Origin of the sequence: Pantoea sp. B566 (genome assembly GCF_024793925.1) — a bacterium.
In the GTDB taxonomy this organism is placed as follows: Bacteria; Pseudomonadota; Gammaproteobacteria; order Enterobacterales; family Enterobacteriaceae; genus Pantoea; species Pantoea ananatis.
On the sequence record NZ_JANUQL010000003.1, the window covers coordinates 1,786,285 to 1,806,119 of the forward strand.

Annotated in this window: 13 protein-coding genes; 2 read left to right on the top strand and 11 right to left on the bottom strand. The window is 56.8% G+C overall.

Annotated elements, in window-relative coordinates; genetic code table 11:
- Positions 1 to 111: 111 nt before the first annotated feature.
- Entirely contained in the window at positions 112 to 1,440 is a 1,329-nt protein-coding gene (dsdA, locus tag NYE92_RS09930; RefSeq protein ID WP_028715739.1) for a D-serine ammonia-lyase, read from the top strand.
- Positions 1,441 to 1,570: 130 nt separating this feature from the next.
- Here dsdA and amiC read toward each other — a convergent pair whose 3' ends face one another.
- Positions 1,571 to 2,815: an N-acetylmuramoyl-L-alanine amidase AmiC gene (amiC, locus tag NYE92_RS09935; RefSeq protein WP_013026975.1), complete on the bottom strand. Its 1,245-nt coding sequence runs from the start codon at positions 2,813 to 2,815 to the stop codon at positions 1,571 to 1,573.
- Between the two features lie 233 nt (positions 2,816 to 3,048).
- Here amiC and argA point away from each other — a divergent pair, with 233 nt between their 5' ends.
- Positions 3,049 to 4,377, top strand: a complete 1,329-nt coding sequence (gene argA / locus NYE92_RS09940; RefSeq protein ID WP_013026976.1) for an amino-acid N-acetyltransferase — start codon at positions 3,049 to 3,051, stop codon at positions 4,375 to 4,377.
- 34 nt (positions 4,378 to 4,411) lie between these two features.
- On the opposite strand, the gene recD is transcribed toward argA, so the two are convergent.
- The 10 genes from recD to lgt all read right to left on the bottom strand — a co-directional run bounded on the left by recD (position 4,412) and on the right by lgt (position 19,821).
- On the bottom strand, positions 4,412 to 6,259 hold the full coding sequence (gene recD / locus NYE92_RS09945) for an exodeoxyribonuclease V subunit alpha (RefSeq protein ID WP_014605147.1): 1,848 nt from the start codon (positions 6,257 to 6,259) through the stop codon (positions 4,412 to 4,414).
- Positions 6,256 to 9,795: an exodeoxyribonuclease V subunit beta gene (gene recB, locus NYE92_RS09950; protein ID WP_259018910.1), complete on the bottom strand. Its 3,540-nt coding sequence runs from the start codon at positions 9,793 to 9,795 to the stop codon at positions 6,256 to 6,258. Before recB ends, recD begins: the two co-directional genes overlap by 4 nt.
- A complete protein-coding gene (ptrA, locus tag NYE92_RS09955; protein ID WP_259018911.1) occupies positions 9,792 to 12,683 on the bottom strand; it encodes a pitrilysin in 2,892 nt (963 codons plus the stop codon). The genes recB and ptrA overlap by 4 nt, the downstream gene beginning before the upstream one ends.
- Before the next feature lie 101 nt (positions 12,684 to 12,784).
- Entirely contained in the window at positions 12,785 to 16,162 is a 3,378-nt protein-coding gene (gene recC / locus NYE92_RS09960) for an exodeoxyribonuclease V subunit gamma (protein ID WP_014605144.1), read from the bottom strand.
- Between the two features lie 112 nt (positions 16,163 to 16,274).
- Complete coding sequence (locus NYE92_RS09965; protein ID WP_230957768.1) at positions 16,275 to 16,601, bottom strand: prepilin-type N-terminal cleavage/methylation domain-containing protein; 327 nt, start codon at positions 16,599 to 16,601, stop codon at positions 16,275 to 16,277.
- The gene (locus NYE92_RS09970; RefSeq protein ID WP_028715744.1) at positions 16,561 to 16,965 is read right to left on the bottom strand and encodes a DUF2509 family protein; all 405 of its coding nucleotides are present in this window, start codon (positions 16,963 to 16,965) and stop codon (positions 16,561 to 16,563) included. The genes NYE92_RS09965 and NYE92_RS09970 overlap by 41 nt, the downstream gene beginning before the upstream one ends.
- Positions 16,962 to 17,489, bottom strand: coding sequence for a prepilin peptidase-dependent protein (locus NYE92_RS09975; protein ID WP_259018914.1), 528 nt, complete (start codon positions 17,487 to 17,489; stop codon positions 16,962 to 16,964). The genes NYE92_RS09970 and NYE92_RS09975 overlap by 4 nt, the downstream gene beginning before the upstream one ends.
- Positions 17,486 to 17,956 carry a prepilin peptidase-dependent protein gene (locus tag NYE92_RS09980; protein ID WP_013026984.1) on the bottom strand — a complete coding sequence of 157 codons (471 nt, stop codon included), beginning with the start codon at positions 17,954 to 17,956 and terminating at the stop codon, positions 17,486 to 17,488. The genes NYE92_RS09975 and NYE92_RS09980 overlap by 4 nt, the downstream gene beginning before the upstream one ends.
- 192 nt (positions 17,957 to 18,148) lie before the next feature.
- Entirely contained in the window at positions 18,149 to 18,943 is a 795-nt protein-coding gene (gene thyA, locus NYE92_RS09985; protein WP_014594480.1) for a thymidylate synthase, read from the bottom strand.
- Positions 18,940 to 19,821, bottom strand: a complete 882-nt coding sequence (lgt, locus tag NYE92_RS09990; RefSeq protein WP_024471441.1) for a prolipoprotein diacylglyceryl transferase — start codon at positions 19,819 to 19,821, stop codon at positions 18,940 to 18,942. Before lgt ends, thyA begins: the two co-directional genes overlap by 4 nt.
- Positions 19,822 to 19,835 lie beyond the last annotated feature (14 nt).

The following is a 19,835-nucleotide window of genomic DNA, read 5'->3' on the forward strand; positions in this document are numbered from 1 at the left end:
TAAGCTGTTCTCGCGTTTGCCACTCAGACAGAACCCTGTTCAGGCCGCAGCTATTGCTCTTGCCGCTATATTTCTGTTTTGATGATTCATTCGGACATCACAAGGTCTGCTATGAATAACCACAATATTGCTGCACTGACCACTCAGTTTCCGCAGGTCGCGGATTTAATTGCGCTCAATGAAACCACCTGGTTTAATCCCGCCACGACCACCGTCGCAGAAGCCTTACCCCATGTTGGCCTGACGGCTCAGGATGTTGAAGAGGCGCATGCACGCCTGAAGCGGTTTGCACCTTTTCTGGCACAGGCCTTTCCTGAAACGGCCGCCACGGGAGGAATTATTGAGTCGGAGCTCGTAGCCATACCGGCGATGCAGGCGCGGCTACAAAGGGAATACGGACAACACATTGCGGGTACGCTGCTGTTGAAGAAAGACAGCCACCTGCCAATTTCTGGCTCAATCAAAGCGCGTGGTGGGATTTATGAAGTGCTGACCCATGCCGAGAAACTGGCACTGGATGCAGGTTTACTGACCCGGGAAGAGGATTACAGCAGGCTACTCTCGCCTTCGTTCAGGCAATTTTTTAACCGGTACAGTATTGCCGTGGGCTCAACCGGCAATCTTGGCCTGTCGATTGGCATCATCAGCGCCCGCCTCGGCTTTAAAGTTACCGTGCATATGTCGGCGGACGCCCGCGAATGGAAGAAAGCCAAACTACGCAGTCACGGCGTCACGGTAATTGAGTATCAACAGGATTATGGCGTAGCGGTAGAGCAAGGACGTAAAGCGGCAGAGTCCGACCCGGACTGTTTCTTTATCGACGATGAAAACTCCCGCACCCTGTTTTTAGGTTATGCCGTTGCCGGGCAGCGCCTGAAGGCTCAGTTTGAACAGCAGGGCCGCGTGGTTGACCGCCATCATCCGTTATTTGTGTATTTACCCTGCGGCGTGGGCGGTGGCCCCGGCGGCGTCGCCTTTGGTCTGAAGCTGGCTTTTGGTGAACACGTTCACTGCCTGTTCGCCGAACCCACCCACTCTCCCTGCATGTTGCTGGGCATCTGCACGGGTTTGCACGAGGGTATTTCGGTACAGGACATCGGCATCGACAATATCACGGCAGCCGATGGACTGGCGGTCGGACGCGCTTCCGGCTTCGTTGGCCGATCCATGCAGCGCCTGCTGGACGGGCTCTATACGCTTGACGATCAAAGCCTGTACGACATGCTGAGCTGGCTGGCGCAGGAAGAAGACCTGCGGCTGGAGCCCTCGGCCCTTGCCGGTATGGCTGGCCCCCAGCGCGTCTGCAGTGCCACAGCTTACCTGCAAATGCACGGTTTTACCGCGGCGCAGTTAGGTCAGGCGACACATCTGGTCTGGGCAACGGGCGGCGGAATGGTGCCGGAAGACGAAATGGCCCGTTATCTGGCAAAGGGGCGCTGAGCACCCGGCGGCCTCTGAACAGCAGGCCAACCTGCGCGGCCTGATCCTGAAGCCGCGTGGGATCGCTTTCCGGTCCTGGTGTCTCAGCAGGCCAGGAAAATGCGCCAGCGGCCGTTTTCCTGAGGGTTACTCAGCGATGAGCCAGTGCGACACCGCTTTTAAAATAGGCTTTGATTCCTTCCAGGATCGCCTCTGCCACCTGATGCTGATAGCGCGTGGTGCGCAACTTACGCTCTTCTTCAACATTACTGATAAAGGCCGTCTCCACCAGAATAGAGGGAATATCTGGTGCCTTAAGCACGGCAAAACCGGCCTGATCCACGGTGCGTTTGTGCAGGTGATTGATGCGCCCCATGCGGTGCAGCACTTCTTTACCAAACTTCAGGCTGTCATGGATCGTCTGGCGCTGCACCATATCAAACATGGTGTGATCCAGATAGCGATCTCCACTCATGCTGACGCCGCCAATCTGATCGGCTTCGTTCTGGGTTTGCGCCAGGAAACGCGCCGCCGCAGAGGTCGCGCCGCTGGTCGACAGCGCAAACACGGAAGAACCGCGCGCGGCCCGGCTGGTAAATGCATCGGCATGAATTGAGACAAACAGGTCGGCACGTTGCTTGCGTGCTTTAGCAACCCGCACCCGCAGAGGAATAAACACATCCTCGTTGCGGGTCATGTAAGCCTTCATGTTGTGCTCTTTTTCGATCAAGGTTTTCAGCCGACGGCCAATCTTCAGCACGATATCCTTTTCACGTGTTTTATGTTTACCGTGGGCACCGGGATCTTCACCGCCATGCCCGGGATCGATCATGATGATGATCGGGCGATCGCGCCCCGCTTTACCGGGCAGAGGCGCCTGAACGGCCTCATTTTTTTCCAGATCGCCCTGATTGTAATCTTTAAGTAATGCCAGAAGCGGATCATCTTCAACGCTATCCTGGCTGGGATAGAGATCGACCACCAGTCGGTGTTTGATCGTGGACACCGGGTCAAGGCTAAAGATTTTAGGGGACACGTTGCGCTTCAGTTCCAGTACGACGCGCACGGTATTGGCATCAAACTGCCCCACTCTGGCGCTTTTAATAAAAGGATCGTCAACACGCACGTGCTGATTCACGCCCTTAAGGACTGAGTTGAGATGCAAGCCATCGATATCAATGACCAGGCGGTCAGGGTTCGTCAGGGCAAACTGCTTGTACTTAAGCGCGACGTTAGACTCCAGCGTCATACGCGAGTAAGTGGAAGAGGGCCAGATGCGGACCGCTAAAATATGGCTGGTCGCGGCCATACTCACACCGCTGACGCTGAGCAGTAACAGCGCCCCTGTACCTTTTAATAATCGTCTACGTGAAACCAGGGGATTACCTTCCGACATGCCACTCCAGGTGTTATATAGTGTTTAAAAAAACGGCAGCCAAATAAAATGGCGGCGAAAACTTTATCCAATCCTGCAGGCAATGTCACCCCGGAAACCCCAAATAATGCAGGCTGTTAGCGGCTTTGGCACCAAAAAAAACGTAAATTATCGTCAGGATTAGCGCTTGCAAAACGATGGCTAAAGGCATAAAAATACACAAAATACGAATAAACATTCACTGAGGGTTAGCCGTGAAGGAACGTAGTACCGAACTGGTTCAGGGTTTTCGCCACACCGTTCCCTATATCAATGCGCATCGGGATAAGACATTCGTCATCATGCTCGGCGGTGAAGCCATTGAGCATGAGAATTTCTCCAGTATTGTCAATGATATCGGCTTGCTGCATAGCCTCGGTATCCGTCTGGTCGTGGTGTATGGCGCGCGCCCACAGATTGATGCCAGCCTGGCGGCACATCAGCTGGAACCGGCTTACCACAAATATACCCGTGTGACCGATGCTCAGTCGCTGGAACTCGTCAAACAGGCCGCAGGCCGGCTGCAGCTGGATATCACGGCCCGGCTCTCAATGAGCCTGAACAACACACCTTTGCAGGGCGCGCACATTAACGTGGTGAGCGGTAACTTCATTATTGCTCAACCGCTCGGCGTGGATGACGGGGTGGATTACTGCCACAGTGGACGCATTCGTCGTATTGATGAAGAGGCCATTCATCGTCAGTTGGATAACGATGCCATTGTGCTGCTTGGCCCGGTGGCGGTGTCGGTGACGGGTGAAAGCTTTAACCTGACGTCTGAAGAGGTTGCCACCCAGCTCGCCATTAAGCTCAAGGCCGAAAAGATGATTGGCTTCTGTTCTGAACAAGGCGTGATCGATCGTGAAGGCAATATTGTCTCGGAGCTCTTTCCTAACGATGCGCAGGCACGTATCGATGAAATGGAAAGCGACGGTGATTTTCTTTCAGGTACCGTGCGTTTTTTACGGGGCGCGGTAAAAGCCTGTCGCAGTGGCGTGCGCCGCAGCCATCTCATCAGCTATCAGGAAGACGGTGCGCTGCTGCAGGAGTTGTTCTCGCGCGACGGCATCGGGACGCAGATTGTGATGGAGTCGGCCGAGCAGATCCGCCGTGCCACCATCAACGACATCGGCGGTATTCTGGAGCTGATTCGCCCGCTGGAGCAGCAAGGCATTCTGGTACGTCGCTCACGTGAGCAACTGGAAATGGAGATCGATAAATTCACCATCATCCAGCGCGATAACCTGACCATCGCCTGTGCCGCGCTTTATCCGTTTATGGATGAAAAGATTGGGGAAATGGCCTGCGTCGCAGTGCATCCGGACTATCGCAGTTCATCGCGTGGCGAGTTGCTGTTGCAGCGCGTCGCGCTACAGGCTCGGCAAATGGGGCTGGAAAAACTGTTCGTGCTGACTACGCGCAGTATTCACTGGTTTCAGGAGCGCGGTTTTACGCCGGTGGATATTGAGTCGCTGCCAGAAAGTAAGAAAGAGATGTACAACTATCAGCGCCGCTCAAAGGTGCTGATGGCGGATTTAACCTGACAGTTACCGGGCGGCAGCCATGCCGCCCTTGCTGTTACGCCTGCCCGGCCGCCCCTAACCTTTCCACCAGCCCGCTTCGCCGCTGCGTTTGCAGCTGTACGGCGCGGTCAAATATTGCACGATCGCTGTAAAGCGTCAGTTGACTGCGCGCACGCGTAATTGCGGTATAAACCAGCTCGCGGGTCAGCACCGGCAGAAACTGGGTCGGCATGACCAGCGCGGTATGGTCAAACTCCGATCCCTGCGACTTGTGTACCGTCATAACCCAGGCGGTTTCATGAGACGGCAAACGGCTGGGCTGAATCGCTTTCACGCTGCCGTCTGGCAACGGAAAAAAGACTCTGAGCTGGCCTTCCTCATCGCGTAGAGTAATACCGATATCGCCGTTAAACAGCCCCAGTGCGCTGTCATTACGGGTGATCATTACCGGCCTTCCCGCATACCAGCGGCTGCCCAACGCAGGACGTCTGATGCGCTGCAGCTGCATCAGGCGTTGCTCAATGCGCTGATTCAGCCCGTGCACGCCAAAGGGCCCTTCACGCAGGGCACACAACAGCTGATAACGGCTGAATGCGTTAATAACCTGCTCTGGCGTAGCCTGATGCTGAACGGCATGCAGATAATCGCTATAACCCCGCGCTACCTCGTCCAGCATAGCCTGATAAGCGTCGCCGTCGTTCAGCGGCTGAAAAGAAACATCCTGGTGTCCGGCGGCAAAAATCGCGCTCATCTGGCGCGCATCGCCCTGGTTCACCGCCCGTGCCAGCTGACCTATTCCGGACTTTTCATCAAAACGATAGCTCTGTCGCAGCAGGCAAATGCTGTCGCGAACGGCTGGCGCGGCCTCAACATCGTCGCCTGTGAGCGTGCAGCCGGTCAGGGCCGTCAGCTGTGCAGCCCGTGACGGGCTAAATCCTGTTTCGCTGCAGCGGCAAATATCCCCCAGCACGGCGCCCGCCTCCACCGAAGCCAGCTGATCGCGATCGCCCAGAAAGACCACGCGCGCATGCTGTGGCAAGGCAGAGATCAGTTTTGCCATCATGCTCAGGTCGACCATTGAGGCCTCATCGACCACCAGTACATCCAGATGCAACAGGTTGCCCGCGTGATAGCGCAGACGCTGCGTGTCCGGTTGTGCACCCAGCAGGCGGTGCAGCGTCGTCGCTTCCGCAGGGAACCGGGTGCGCTCTTCCTCGCTCACGGCCAGTCCCTGTAGAGCTTTACCCAGCGACTCCGTTAAACGGGCCGCGGCTTTGCCCGTGGGCGCCGCCAGCTGTATGCGCAGCGGCACCGTATTCAATCGGATTAGCGCAGCCAGCAGCTTTGCCACCGTGGTGGTTTTACCGGTTCCCGGACCACCTGAAATCACGGCGGTTTTTCGCGTCAGCGCCACGGCTGCGGCAATCTTTTGCCAGTCGTCAGGACGGCTGCCAAACAGGCTGGTCAGTACCTCGCTGGCCCGGTGCGCATCAAATGTTCCTTCGTCGGGCTGCAACGAAAAAAAGCGCGCAACCTGCCCTTCGCTCTGCCACAAGCGATGCAGATACAAACGCTCATGGCTCAGCACCAGCGGGGTGACGGCACTGCCATCACTGATTGCTGACCAGCCCGCCAGTGCAGCATGCACATCGTCCGGCGCGCCTGCGGCCTGCCACAGTGCCTGGGCCAGGGCCGGCTGACGCCCCGCAAAGAGTCCGGCCTCGCTCAGATTAGCCAGCGGCAGACAGACGTGACCTTCTCCGGCATCGGCACTGACGCAGGCCGCTGCCAGCAGCAGAAAAGGCTGGGCGTCGTCCGCAATCAAGCGGGCAAACTGTATATCCAGAGGTCGCAGTAAACGCTTTTCGACTGCCTGGAGCAGTAAGGCGTTTATATCACTCATAACATTTCCTCTGTATTGCCAAACAGCCTGTCCATTTCATCAATAAACGCCGGGTCGGGTCGGGTGGCGAAAATGCCGTTGTCGTCCGGGCTGCCATCGACGCCACGCAGAAACAGGTAAAAGACGCCGCCGAAATGCTGTTGGTAGTCATAGCCTGCCAGACGGTGCTGGAGATAACGGTGCAGCGCCAGGGTATACAGCTGGTATTGCAGATCGTAGCGGTGGTCGATCATCGCCTGCTCCATCGCCTCGGGCGTGTATGCGGCACGACTTTCCCCCAGCCAGTTCGATTTATAATCCAGCAGATAGTATTTTCCCTGCCAGCGGAACACCAAATCAATGAACCCTTTCAACATGCCTTTCACCTGGCGGAAATCCAGTGCCGGACCGCGCTGCGACAGCGGATCGTACCGGCGTACCAGCGCATCCAGATCGGTCGCGGTCAGCAGGTTATTGATCGGGAGATAAAATTCCATTTCAATCAGCCGGTCGCGGCTGTTAATACTGGACAGCGTTACGCCTTCCTTGTTAAGCGGCGTTGTCAGGACGCGCGCAATCCACTGCTGAATGACCGGGAGCCAACTGAGTGAATATCCGTTTTGCTGGAGCTGATCTTCCAGCCACAGCGCCTCTGGCGGTTCGGTGAAATCGATTGATTCAAACAATCCGTGGAGGAACGTCCCGGGTGCCGCACCGCGCGGAAAATGGTGCGGCGTCAACAGGGTATCCTCTTCGTCTGCCGTTTCGCCTGCGGCGTCGATATCAAATTTAGGCAAGGCGTCTAGCAGCGTTGAGCTACCGTGCTGCTGCAAACCCGAATAACTGGTGACGCGCCAGCTGTCGGCCAGCGCTCGCGTCATTTCCCGACTGCTCAGCGCATCGTTGCTGCCCTGGCCTTCATGCCAGATCGCCCCGGGCTGGAGCGCGCTGCTGATAACCTCAATTCCCGCGCCCTCAAGCGCCTGCAGATGCTTACTGAGCTGCGCGGCATCGGCGATTTCGCCGCGCTGCACCAGGAAACCGAGCGCGCTTTTGTGCAAGTCGCTTTCACCCGCTTTTTTACGCGCGCCCTTAATCAGCGGTGCAATGCCTACGCTGCAGTGGTGAACCGAACGGGTCAGTGCCACGTAGAGCAGGCGTAAATCCTCTGCCAGGCGCTCCTCTTCTGCCAGCGTCAGGCTGTACTCATCCCCCTGCACGTCCAGCATCGCAGCAAAGCTTTCACGATCGTGATACAGCGCACTGGCGGCCTCGCGGAATCCGGCGGCAAAGGGCAGCCAGACCAGGGGATACTGCAATCCTTTCGATTTATGAATGGTGACGATTTGCACCAGATGACGATCGCTTTCAAGACGCAGTTGCTGACTGGCGGCCTGGCTATCGGGGCGGGCAATTTGCTGTGCCAGAAAACGCACCAGCGCATGGGTGCTGTCGAGCTGAACCGCCGCTTCCTGCAGGAGTTCACCCAGGTGCATCAGATCGGTTAAGCGCCGTTCACCATTGTCTGATGCCAGCATATTTTCGGCCAGTTGCCGCGTGGTCATCACGTCGCGCAGCATGGGTAAAACGCCGCGCTGATGCCAGATTTGCTGCCAGCTGACAAACTGCTCCACCAGTGCATCCCAGTGGCGTTCGTTCTGCGCCAGCGCGTCCAGTTCGGCGGCATCAATAGCAAAGATGGACGTCGCCAGCGCGCTGCGCAGCAATCGCTCCTGTTCAGGTGACTGAACCGCCTGCAGGAGCCATAACAGTTCACGCGCTTCCGGCGTGGTGTAAACGCTGTCGCGGCTGGAAAGATAAACGGAGGGAATCGACAGGCTGTTTAGCGCATCGCGGATCAGGCTGGCCTCGTTACGGCTGCGCACCAGCACGGTAATGTCCGATGCCTTAACCGGCTGCAGGGCATCGCCTTTGCCAATCAGCGCCTGCCCCTGCTGTCCGGCTACCAGCCAGCGGCTGATATCCGCAGCACACTGCTGCGCCATAAATTGTTGGTAATCACTCACTCCCACACCTTCACCCGGCTGAAGCCAGAAGCGCAGCGCGGGCTGCGGTTGCTGCTGATAAATCAGCTTCAGGGCCTGATTAGGCGCAGCCGGACTGACCGGGAGAAAAGGAATGGAAGAGAACAGAAACGGCGAATCAACCTGTGAAAACAGCCGGTTAACGCTGTCCACCATGTCAGGCGAGGAGCGCCAGTTAGTATCTAATGTGTAGTGAGCACTAACTTCACTACGGGCGCGCAGATAGGTAAAGATATCCGCACCACGGAAGGCATAAATCGCCTGTTTGGGGTCACCAATGAGTAGCAGGGCCAGCTCTGGCTGATGGAGATATAGCGTACGAAAGATACGATACTGCTGCGGATCGGTATCCTGGAATTCATCAATCAGCGCGACCGGGAAGCGCCCGCGAATCGTTTCCGCCAGCAGTGCCCCGCCCGGCTGTTGAAGCGCCTCATCCAGACGGCTCAACAGGTCATCAAAGCCCAATAGTGCGCGCTGACGCTTTTCGCGCTGGACCGCCTCGCGGACCTCGGTCAGGGCCTGCCAGATAATGACGTCTCGCAACGTCAGCGGTTCGGCCAGAAAGCGATCTACCGCATCAAACAATGCATGCTGCGGTGCCTCGCCCTTTTTGGTCTTCTCGTGCAGCACCTGCTGTCCAAAGCGCTCCAGCTCTTTGGGCAGTTGATAATCAAGCGTTTCGCTCTGTGCCCACTGGGTGACTTTAGCCACCCAGTTAGGTAAGTGCTTACTGCTATAACTGCGCTTATCAACACCAGACGCGCTAATGAGCCCTTCCACATCGGCGCTGGCAGCCTGCCACTGCTGCTTAAGGGCGTTAATTCGCTCAAGATTGGCCGCATGGCGGGAGGCCAGCGTTTCCTCTGGGCGAGGTGGGCGCCTGAGCGTCGGTGACTCCCCCTGCAGCCAGGGCCGCAGCGTGGTCAGTAAGCTGTCCGGCCCGCTCCACTCCGCCGCAATGACTCTGGCCACATCCAGCGACAGGGGATAACACTGGCGACGCCAGAAATCGGCCGTGGCCTGTCGGAGCAGCGTTTGTTCGTTTTCAATCAGCTCCTGCTCGAACAGCATGCCCGATTCAAAAGCGTTCAGGTTAAGCATGCGCTGACAAAAGCCGTGGATGGTAAAAATTGCCGCCTCATCCATTTGTCGCTCGGCCGCCAGCAGTTGTGACGCGGCCTGGGGCAGGTCTGGGATCTGCTCCATCAGCTGTTGGTGCATGGGGTTATGGCTTTTACCACGCACGCAGGCCAGACGTAGCTGATGGATATTGTCACGGATACGACCGCGCAGTTCAGCCGTAGCGGCTTCGGTAAAGGTCACCACCAGAATCTCTTCGACGGACAGCGGCCTGCGCCAGGCGTTCTCGCCGCCCAGCCCTAATAGCAGACGTAAATAGAGCAGGCCGATCGTAAAGGTTTTACCGGTCCCCGCTGACGCCTCAATTAACCGCTCGCCGCTCAGCGGCAGCGTTAACGGGTTAAGCGACTCGGGTCTTGACTGCATCATTGGGTTTCACTCTTTACCGGCAGCGACTGCTGCAGTTTGGCGATTTCCTGCCAGGTTCTCCAGCCAGGCAGCGGGGCAAATTCGATTTTACGCTCGCCGCTTCCGGCGATCTGCGACGTCATGGCCATGCCTTTTTTCTGCATCACGGCCTGATGAAAGAAATCGGCCAGGCCGGCAGGCGTAAGCAGTTGGACCTGCTCCATCAGCTTTTGCCGGGTATCGAAGTCGTTGTTTTGGCGATCAAAATCGCGGCTGAAACGATCGGCTTCTTCGTTCAGCGTTTGTGGACGCTGTCTGAGATCGTTGAGCATCGCCTGCTGATACTGCGTAAAATCGGCCTGGCTCATCGTACGCAGACGCTGCTCAGCCTGGGGATAAAATGCCTGATAGCGCTGCATTAGATAGGCGGGCTGCTTGCTGTTACTCTGCAACAGAAAACCAATTCCCCACTGACGTCCCACCGGCATCCGGAAGGCAAAGACGGCATAGCCCAGTTGCTCTTCCGTCCGTAGCTGATTGTAAAACCATGGCTGCACGATCTGGCTGAGCATCGCGCTGTTGGCCATGCTCTGGTATTCGTCATAGCCTAAAGGAATATAGAGCGCGGCCAGCGCAGAGTCGGTACTGCTGCCGTGCTGCTCCAGATTCGCCTTTAACGGCTTTTCAACGCTGAGGTAGTTGCTGTGCCAGTAGTGAGTCCCTTTGCACTGCATCTGCTGTTTCAGATCGCGCCCCAACTGCGTGACGCTGTCGGCGCTCAGGTTGCCAACCGCCATCATCTCCGGCGTGGCATTTTTTAATAACGCATCGCGGTAAGCCACCACCTCATCCAGCGTAATGCCGCTCACCAGTTTGCGGCGTGTTTCTCGCTGAGTATAAGGCAGCTGCGACAGGAGCTGCATTGGCTGAATAGCCTGCTCAAAGGCTTTGCCTTTTTCGGCCGCGTCCAGTCGCTCCAGGTACCAGGATTTAGCCTGCTCCAGCTGCGACTCACTGGGCTGGAAGGTGCGATAACGATCCACCAGCTGTTTAAGCAAGGCGGGCAGACGTTGCGTAAAGCCACTGGCGTTAAAGACCAGACCATCGTTCTCACTGGTCGAAAAGCTGATACCGCCAATGGAGGCCTGCGAGCTCAACTCATCCAGCGCCAGGCTGGCCAGATAGTCATTCAGACCAAACAGCACCTGCTGGCGCGCATCGCTGATGGCCTGCTGGTTTCGCAACGCCACGGTAATGCTGGCTTTGGGCTCATTCGCATAGAACTGGCTTGGCATCCAGTAAATGCGCATCCCGAAATCGTTATCCAACTTTACCGGATGGCGATAGGTCTTCTCTGCGGCAGAAACCAGCGTAAAATCATCGGGAATATAGGGATTCAGCACCGGCATCGCGAGCTGAATCTCGCGCCCACGCTGCTGCCACTGCGTAAACGTCTGAGCGGTAATTTTATCTACCTGATAAGGCGCATTGACGAAATAGGCCAGCCTGTTGTGCGGCTCCTGCGGGCTGATATACCAGATGCGCGCCTTCTGCGGCGTCATCTCTTCCAGACGGGCCTGAATTGCCCCGGCATCGTAGCGGTCGGCAAGATAAGGGGCATCCAGCGTGTGCTCTACCGGTACCCGTAGCATCGTATCGGCCAGCCACTCGATATAATCCATGTTGCGGGTAATGGAGGGATAACGGAAATCCAGCGCCAGAACATGTGAAACTTCGTCGAAGTAGCGACGATCGATGCCTTTTTCGCGCAGCATGGCAATGTAGCTAAAGACGGCCGCCACGACGTCGTCGCGCTGGGCGAGGCCTTTATCGGTGAGTGAGACGCTGATCGTAAAGATGCCGCTGTTGCGCTCGGTAACCGGATCGGCTCCGGCGCTGACGCCATCGGCCAGCCCCTGTTTTTGCAGCCAGTCAGCCAGCGTATTGGGGCTACGGTTGCCAATTAAATAGCCGATGAGCGTGTCCGTTTTACTACGGAAGCGATCGCTGTTATTCGGAATGCGGAACTCAATTTTGAGCTGTTTACGGGGTTGTGCAGGCACATAATGAATAAGAATACCCTGCTGCGCCTCGGTGACAACAGGCTCATTAATCATCGGAACGCTGGCATTGTGGTTAGCCACCCGACCAAAGGTGTCTGCCGCAATGGCGGCCATCTGCGCCAGGGACTGGTTGCTGTAGATAACGGCCTTCATCAGGTTGGCAGAATAGTGGCTGTGGTAAAAGTCCAGCAGCGCCTGATGCAGGTTACTGCCGGGTTTATCTCGCAGGGTTTCAAGATTGCCCCCATAGAAGTGCGCAGCCGGATGGGCCGGATTGATCGTCTCGGCCCCCACTTGGCCCATGCGCAAAGCGTCGCGGGCGCGCGCCATTGTCAGCTCAGCATTGACCGCATGACGTTCCCGATCGGCATTGACCGGATCCAGTAACGGTGCCGCAATGGCGTCGGCCAGGCGATCGACGGCAGGCGCAAGGGCATCGTTTTCCACTTCAAGGTAAAAAGCGGTGCGGTAGGACGCCGTGCTGGCATTGTGGCTGCCACCATGCTTTTTGAGGAAGTCCGCCAGGCTGTCAGGTTCCGGATAACGCGTTGAGCCCATCAGCACCATGTGCTCAAGATAATGTGCCAGGCCAGCCTGTTGCGCAGGATCGTCCAGTGAACCAATCGGCAGGGTTAAAGCCGCCAGCGATTTAGGAGCATCCTTGTCTGACACCAGCAGCACGGTCATGCCATTATCCAGCGTAATAGCCTGATACTGACGCGGATCCTGTTCGCTTTTACCGATGGTACTGTTAACGGGCTGCCAGCCCTGGCCCGTTTCGGCCTGAACCGTAAACGCCACCAGGCTGAACAGAATGGCCAGGATCAAGCGTGCATGTGTGCGCATGTAAACCTCTTACGTTACCCAAAAGCCGCCTTGCCAGCGCATTGGCGGCTGAAAATACAACAAACGTTCGTTGGTGTTCTCATCACCTGCAAAGGTGTGACTTACCGATCGTCCTGATGGGCCTGCAGCACCGGTGAGTACCAGCACGCCGCCGCCTCGGTTATGCGCTGTAGCTGGGATTCGTCCAGTACTCTGCACAGCCGCTGCAAATAGGGATCGCTTCCCTCGCCCTCCTGCTGATACCCCCCCACCCAGGCCGCCAGCAAATTGTTGCGGGCTTTGAGCTGCGTGGCCTCATCACTGAGGAACTGATGGCTTTTCTTATCAAAACAGGTGCTGATCCAGGCGCCCCCGCTTTTAGTCAGGAGCATCAAGGGTTCGCGCATTCCTTGCAGATAACCTTGCATGTAGCGCGCTAACTGGGCCGTGGCGTCATCCGGCGCAACGGCGTGGAAGCACCAGTAGCTCTGCTGGCGGCCAAACATGCGGCTTCTGCCGTTACCGCCCAGTGCACAATAAACTAAATGTTCGAGCCACAGTAATAAACCATCATTGATATTCAGCACGCCTGGCCGCCAGCGCAGTAGCCCGTCACTCTGCACCTGAGTCAGCCAGCCGGACAGGCTGACGCCGTCCAGATCCAGATTGATTTCCCAGCTTTCCCCTTCGCTACGTTGAGAGGTGACGTCTGCCGCCACCTCCTGCATCTCTTCACGCTGAGCCTGCCAGAACAGTTCACCAAACGCGCCATAAGGTAAGTTTCCGGCAGCGCGGTGATGGGCATAAAGACGATCGGTGTCCTCGCCTGTTACCAGTGCATTCAGCAGTTGGGCATTAATCTGGTAACGCTCCAGGCTATCCAGCGCAAAGGGTTCGCTGTCGGGGAGTTCATTTTCTTCAAGCCAGAAACTCACGCCCAAGCGTTGCTGAAACCAGGCCCGCACGGGATGACGCCAGAATCGCAGGAACTGTTCAAGGGCTAATGTCTCTACGGGCGGCGTGAGCAGGGGCTGAACGAAATCGGGCTGGGGCTGACCCGTACCCCGCGCGGCGGGAAGCCATTCGCGGGCAAAACTGTGGGCTGCCGACGCGGGCTGAAAGTTCTCGGGCGCGAACGGCATCCGGCTGTGTAAGTGTTCCAGATGCGACCTGACCCGGCGCGCGCTCTCGTCCAGATCCTGGTCTTCATCGCCTGGCAGATAAAAACTTTGCCCAATATATTCCAGTAATTCTGTGACCAGCACGGACGGATAACGTTCGGTATTGTCCTGTATCGCGCGTCCGATATAGCTGATATAGAGCTGTTGCTGCGCGGAGATCAGGGCCTCCAGAAACAGGTAACGGTCGTCATCACGGCGGCTACGGTCCCCTTTACGCGACTGCTGTTGCATCAGGTCAAATCCCAGCGGCGCCAGGGTACGCGGATAAACGCCATCGTTCATCCCCAGTAAACACACGACGCTAAACGGGATGGAACGCATTGGCATCAGGGTACAAAAGTTGATTTGTCCGGCGAGAAAACGCTGACTGATACGCTGCTGGTCCAGTCGGCCGCGCAGATCGTCGCGCAGCAACACCACCGGAATGGGCTCATCGAAGCGTGCGTCCATGCCGTATTCAATCAACGCCTTCCACTGCTCTTCCACCAGCAGCAGTGCAGCTTCAGTTTCGGGATCGGCCGTAAAGAATGCATTGAGCAGCTCGCGGCACAAAGGCAGCCACGCTTCCAGCGGGCGCGGTTCGGACAGCACCTGACGCCAGTGGTTGAGCCGCGACAGCAGCTCAGCCAGATGACCTGCCAGTTCGGCCACCAGTCCACTTGACTCATCGTAGGGCAGGATGCCCTGCCAGTCGCCATGCTGGCTTTCCATCGCATAGCCAAGCAGCATGCGTTGCAGCCCAAAGCGCCAGGTATGCTGACCGGTAACCGGCAGGGCCAGTGCCTCAACGCTGGCATCATCCAGCCCCCAGCGTACGCCCGATTCGCTCACCCAGCGCCGCAGTAAACGCAGCCCGCTTTCGTCAATCGAGAAGTGGTTCGCTAAGGCGGGCACGTCCAGCAGCGCCAGCACATCTTCGGAGACGAAACGGCTGTCGGGCAGCGCCAGTAAATGCAGAAAAGCCACAATCGCTGGATGCGCCTGACTGGCACGGCGGTCAGAGATGGCAAACGGCAGATAACGTTCGGCCGGAGCATTAGCAAACACGGCCTGAATAAAGGGCGCATAGGCGTCAATGTCGGCGACCATGACAATGATATCGCGTGCTTTTAGCCCGGGATCCGCCTCCATCCGCGCCAGTAAATGATCCTGCAACACTTCCACTTCGCGTTGGGCACTGTGACAAACCTGTATGGCGATGGATCGATCCGCTGGATCCAGACAACGCTTTTGCCCACTGTAGGCCAGTTCGTCGGCCGTCAGACCGATCACGGCCTTGTCCTGCAGATTGAGAAGATCGTGCTGCATGCTGTGCAGCAGGTTGTCTTCCTCTACATCGACAAAGGCGTCAATTTCGCTGTTAAGATCCATCTGGCTGAGCAGGTAAAGGTTATCGCGCCCCAGCTTGCCCCAGGAGGCCAGGAGCGGGTTCGTGAGCTGCTGCTCGCCTTCGTCACTGAACAGCGCAGGCGCACGCGCCACATCGCTAAACAATCCACGATACTCCTCCCGATCGTGGCGGCGACGCTGACGGCTTTGTAACTTCGCCAGAAAAGCATAATCCTGAATGTCGCCCCAGTAGTCGCGGCAGGGATTCGTGAACAGCAGATAGATATCGATATGTCGCCCCAGCGCCTGTAACGCCTGAAGATAGACCGGCGGAAGCGCTGATATGCCGCAAATAAAAACCCGTTCGGGCAGGTTGGCTGGTGGGGTCTGCGTCTGCTCCAGCGTATGGATAAAGCGCGCATAGAGGTTGGCACGGTGCCATTTAGGCTGGCCCAGTTCCTCGGTGTAATTCACTAAGTCACGCCATAGCGCCGCCTGCCAAATCTGGGCATCGCCCAGGCCGTCGATGTGCTGACCCCGCTCCCAACTGTTCAGCCAGTCGGCGCGATAAACCAGATACTGGTCAAACAGGTCAGCGACGCGGGCACTGAGCTGAAACAGTTTGCGCTTGTCACCATCATCGCTCAGGTAATGGCGCAGTGAGGCAAACTCATCCTGTAGCAGCAGCGAGGGTAAACGGTGCATCAGCTTCCAGCTCATGCTGGCTTTGCTAAAAGCGCTTTCGACCGGAATGTCCGGCAGTACGCGAACAAACATTTCCCAGATAAAACTGGCCGGTAGCGGAAATTCAATATTCGCCGCAATGCCAAAGGTGTGCGCCAGCTCCATCTGTAACCATTGCGCCATGCCCGGACTTTGTACCAGCACCATTTCTGAGGCAAAAGGATCGTCAAGCGGATCCAGTTTAATCACTCTGGCTGCCAGGCTTTTGAGCAGATCAAGCTGATTAGAGTGATAAACGTGAAACATGAAAACTCCTGTGGAAAATCAAAACGGCATAGCGACCTCAGAGGATACTCACTCTACCGCGTATCGCATTTCAAGCCTACCAAAAGGCGGGTAAGCATAATGCCCTAACCGCTTAACAGGTTAAACGCATCAGGCTGGCGTGACGTTGATGCGGCCCGCTCACCTCGGCTTTTTCCAGCGCACAGCCTCCCGGACCTTGTGTTTTCTCGAAACGGGATTGCCAGCCTGGCACCTCGTGGCCAAGCAGTCGCTGCTCTGCAACGCGCCAGGCTTCTCGTTGCTGCCACTGCTGACTGAAACCCAGCGTCAACACGCGGTGATACTGAAGCAGAGCGCTGGTGCTCACAGCCATCAGTAGCAGGGCAAACAGGGCTTCCGGCAGGCTGAACCCACGCGCGTCAGAAACATTGCTCTGACGCGGCCAGCGGGCAGTAGTCAATCCAGCCCTGCGGCAAAGGATGAATGGTGCTGCCCTGCACCCGTACCCAGCGCCACAGGGCCATCTCGCCAGTGCGGTCTTCACCTTTAAGTAATCCTTTGTCATCTGCGGTTCTTTGCAGACAGCTCTGCCAGCCATACCGGTTCTCCTGTTGGCAGAATAACGGCGGCTGCTCGGGCCACTGTAAGGTCAGCCCCCACTGCAGCGCCGACTGCGCCTGCCAGAATCCCTGAATGAAACGCTGCTCATCGGCAACCCCGCGCATCCCCTGCGTCAGCATGTCGCGGCTGGCGTGCAGCGTTATGCCGCCTGTCAGCATGATGATTAACACCATCCCCAGCGCGCTGTTGCCCTGCGCCTTCACAAATTCATGCCCTTCACCCAGCGCACCACTGTTTCCTCCTGCTGACCCGTTCGCCCCTGCAGCATTATCCTGACCCGCTGGCCTTCCCGCTGCAGTTCAAGGGCTTCCACAGAGAGAAACGCGGGGTCGGACAAGCGCTCCCAGCCACTGCCATTGCAGTTATCCACACCGCGCTGCATCTCCAGCTGCTTTTGCCGCAGCCGGTAGCCGTAATAGTCGCTTTCACCATGACTGATATCTTCCCAGCGACCGTTGCTGTTCTCATCAAAGCGGATAAGCAGGCAGCTCCCGGTTATTGTTAATCCTTCACGGCCACATTCTCCCTGGCAATAGCCTGCCCGTCGCACGGCTTTTTCCAGTGTAGACAACATCTGCTGCAGCTCCGTTTGCAATTGCACCCGCTGTTGCAGACGGAGATTTTCCCCCAACAGCAGCGGCATAAAGCGCCCTGCGCCCACCATCAGTACCGCACTGATGGCCATCGCAATCAGCATTTCCAGCAGGCTAAATCCGGCCACTTTCATTCGCAGCCTGCTTCCTCTGAGGAGCACAGGCGAATCCGCGCCCGTGACGAGATGATCAGCCGGATTCGTCCCGCTGGATTGACCAGCTCAATGCTGCCCGCTCTGGCCACGTTGCGCCGTCCGTAAAAGCCTGGCTCACCGCGTAGCGGCTGCAAGGTCACGCCCGTGTGCGGCGCAATAAAATGCAGGCGTCGGGCGGGATCACAGCCGTTTACCGGCGCATCGCCAACACCTAAGCACCAGGGCTGCATGGTTCGCGCCCATAACACAAAGTCGCGGTTTTGCCAGTTGGCCTGCGCCCGTACGCTGAGCAAAAAAAATTGCAGCTGGCGAGCGCTGTCACGCAGTTGCTGACGCTGCTGCCAGCGCTGCCAGCCCTGCGTGGCAAACGCGCTGAGAATGCCGACAATCACCATGACAAACAGTAGCTCTGCCAGCGTAAACCCTTTTGATGTTGGTCTTTTCATGGCAACAGCGTGCGATCTGGCGGGCGGGATGGCAATGTGTAAAAGCGGGAACGGGAAGCGGCGCTGCAGACTATTTCAGCTGCATGCCGTGTTTGAAGCATCGTTTGAGATCATCGCCGCAAAGCGCCGGGCGGAAAGATAAAAAAAGCCCCGGTATGCAAAGTCATACCGGGGCTTAGTATCAGGAAACCGTCAGACGGCAACCGGGGCTTTAATCGCCGGATGCGGATCGTAACCTTCAATCTCGAAATCGTCGAAGCGATAATCGAACAACGAAGCAGGTTTGCGCTTGATGACAAGCGTCGGCAGCGGTCGCGGCTCACGTGTCAGCTGCAGACGGGCCTGCTCCAGATGGTTGCTGTAAAGGTGCGTATCGCCCCCGGTCCAGACAAAATCACCCACGTCCAGATCGCACTGCTGTGCCACCATATGCACCAGCAACGCATAGCTGGCGATATTAAACGGCAGCCCCAGGAAGATATCGCAAGAGCGCTGATAAAGCTGACAGGAGAGTTTACCGTCCGCAACATAGAACTGGAAAAACGCATGGCACGGCGCCAGCGCCATTTCATCCAGCTCGCCGACGTTCCAGGCTGACACAATAATGCGGCGGGAATCCGGATCGCGTTTCAGTTGTTCAATCACCTTGGTGATTTGATCAATTTCCTGACCGCTTGCCGTGCCCCAACTGCGCCACTGCTTGCCGTAGACTGGCCCAAGATTACCCTGCTCGTCCGCCCACTCATCCCAGATTGAGACGTTGTTTTCTTTCAGGTAACCGATATTGGTATCGCCTTGCAGAAACCACAGCAGTTCATGAATGATGGAGCGCAGGTGGCACTTTTTTGTGGTGACCAGCGGAAAACCATCCTGCAGATTAAAACGCATCTGGTGACCAAAAATTGAAAGCGTGCCTGTACCGGTACGGTCAGATTTTGGTGTGCCTTCGTTCAGCACGTAGCGCATTAAGTCCAGATACTGTTTCATTTTTCCTCGTGAAGTTGTTGCTGCGGGCGACGGCGGTACGCCCAAATCATCATAATCACACCGGCAATAATCATTGGGATCGACAGGAGTTGCCCCATGCTCAGTCCACCGGTGAGCAAACCAAGCTGTGCGTCTGGCTGACGGAAGAATTCAACAATAATGCGGAATGTGCCGTAGCCAATCAGGAACAGGCCAGAGACGCTGCCCATCGGGCGAGGTTTACGAATAAACAGGTTCAGGATAATGAACAGCACGATGCCTTCAAGAAACAGCTCGTACAGCTGTGAAGGATGACGCGGCAGCACGCCATAGGTGTTCAGTAAGGCCTGATATTGTGGGTTGTTGGCCGCCAGCGCGATATCTTCGCTGCGCGAGCCGGGGAACAGCATGGCGAAACGGAAATTGGGATCGACACGGCCCCAGAGTTCACCATTGATAAAATTACCCAGGCGACCAGCGCCCAGGCCAAACGGAATAAGCGGCGCAATAAAATCAGAGACCTGAAAGAAATTACGTTTGGTGCGACGCGCAAATATCAGCATCACCAGGATCACGCCAATCAGCCCGCCGTGGAATGACATACCGCCATCCCAGACTTTGAACAGGTAAAGCGGATTATCGAGAAACAGCGGCAGGTTATAAAACAGCACATAACCAATACGACCACCCAGGAAAACGCCCAGGAAGCCCGCGTAAAGCAGGTTCTCTACTTCCTCTTTTTTCCAGCCGCTGCCTGGCTTGTTGGCCCGACGCACCGCCAGCCACATGGCGAAAACAAAACCCACCAGATACATCAATCCGTACCAGTGAAGCGAAAGCGGTCCGATCGAGAAGATTACCGGATCGAACTGCGGAAATGCGATATAGCCGTTATTCATCATTCACCGTTTAT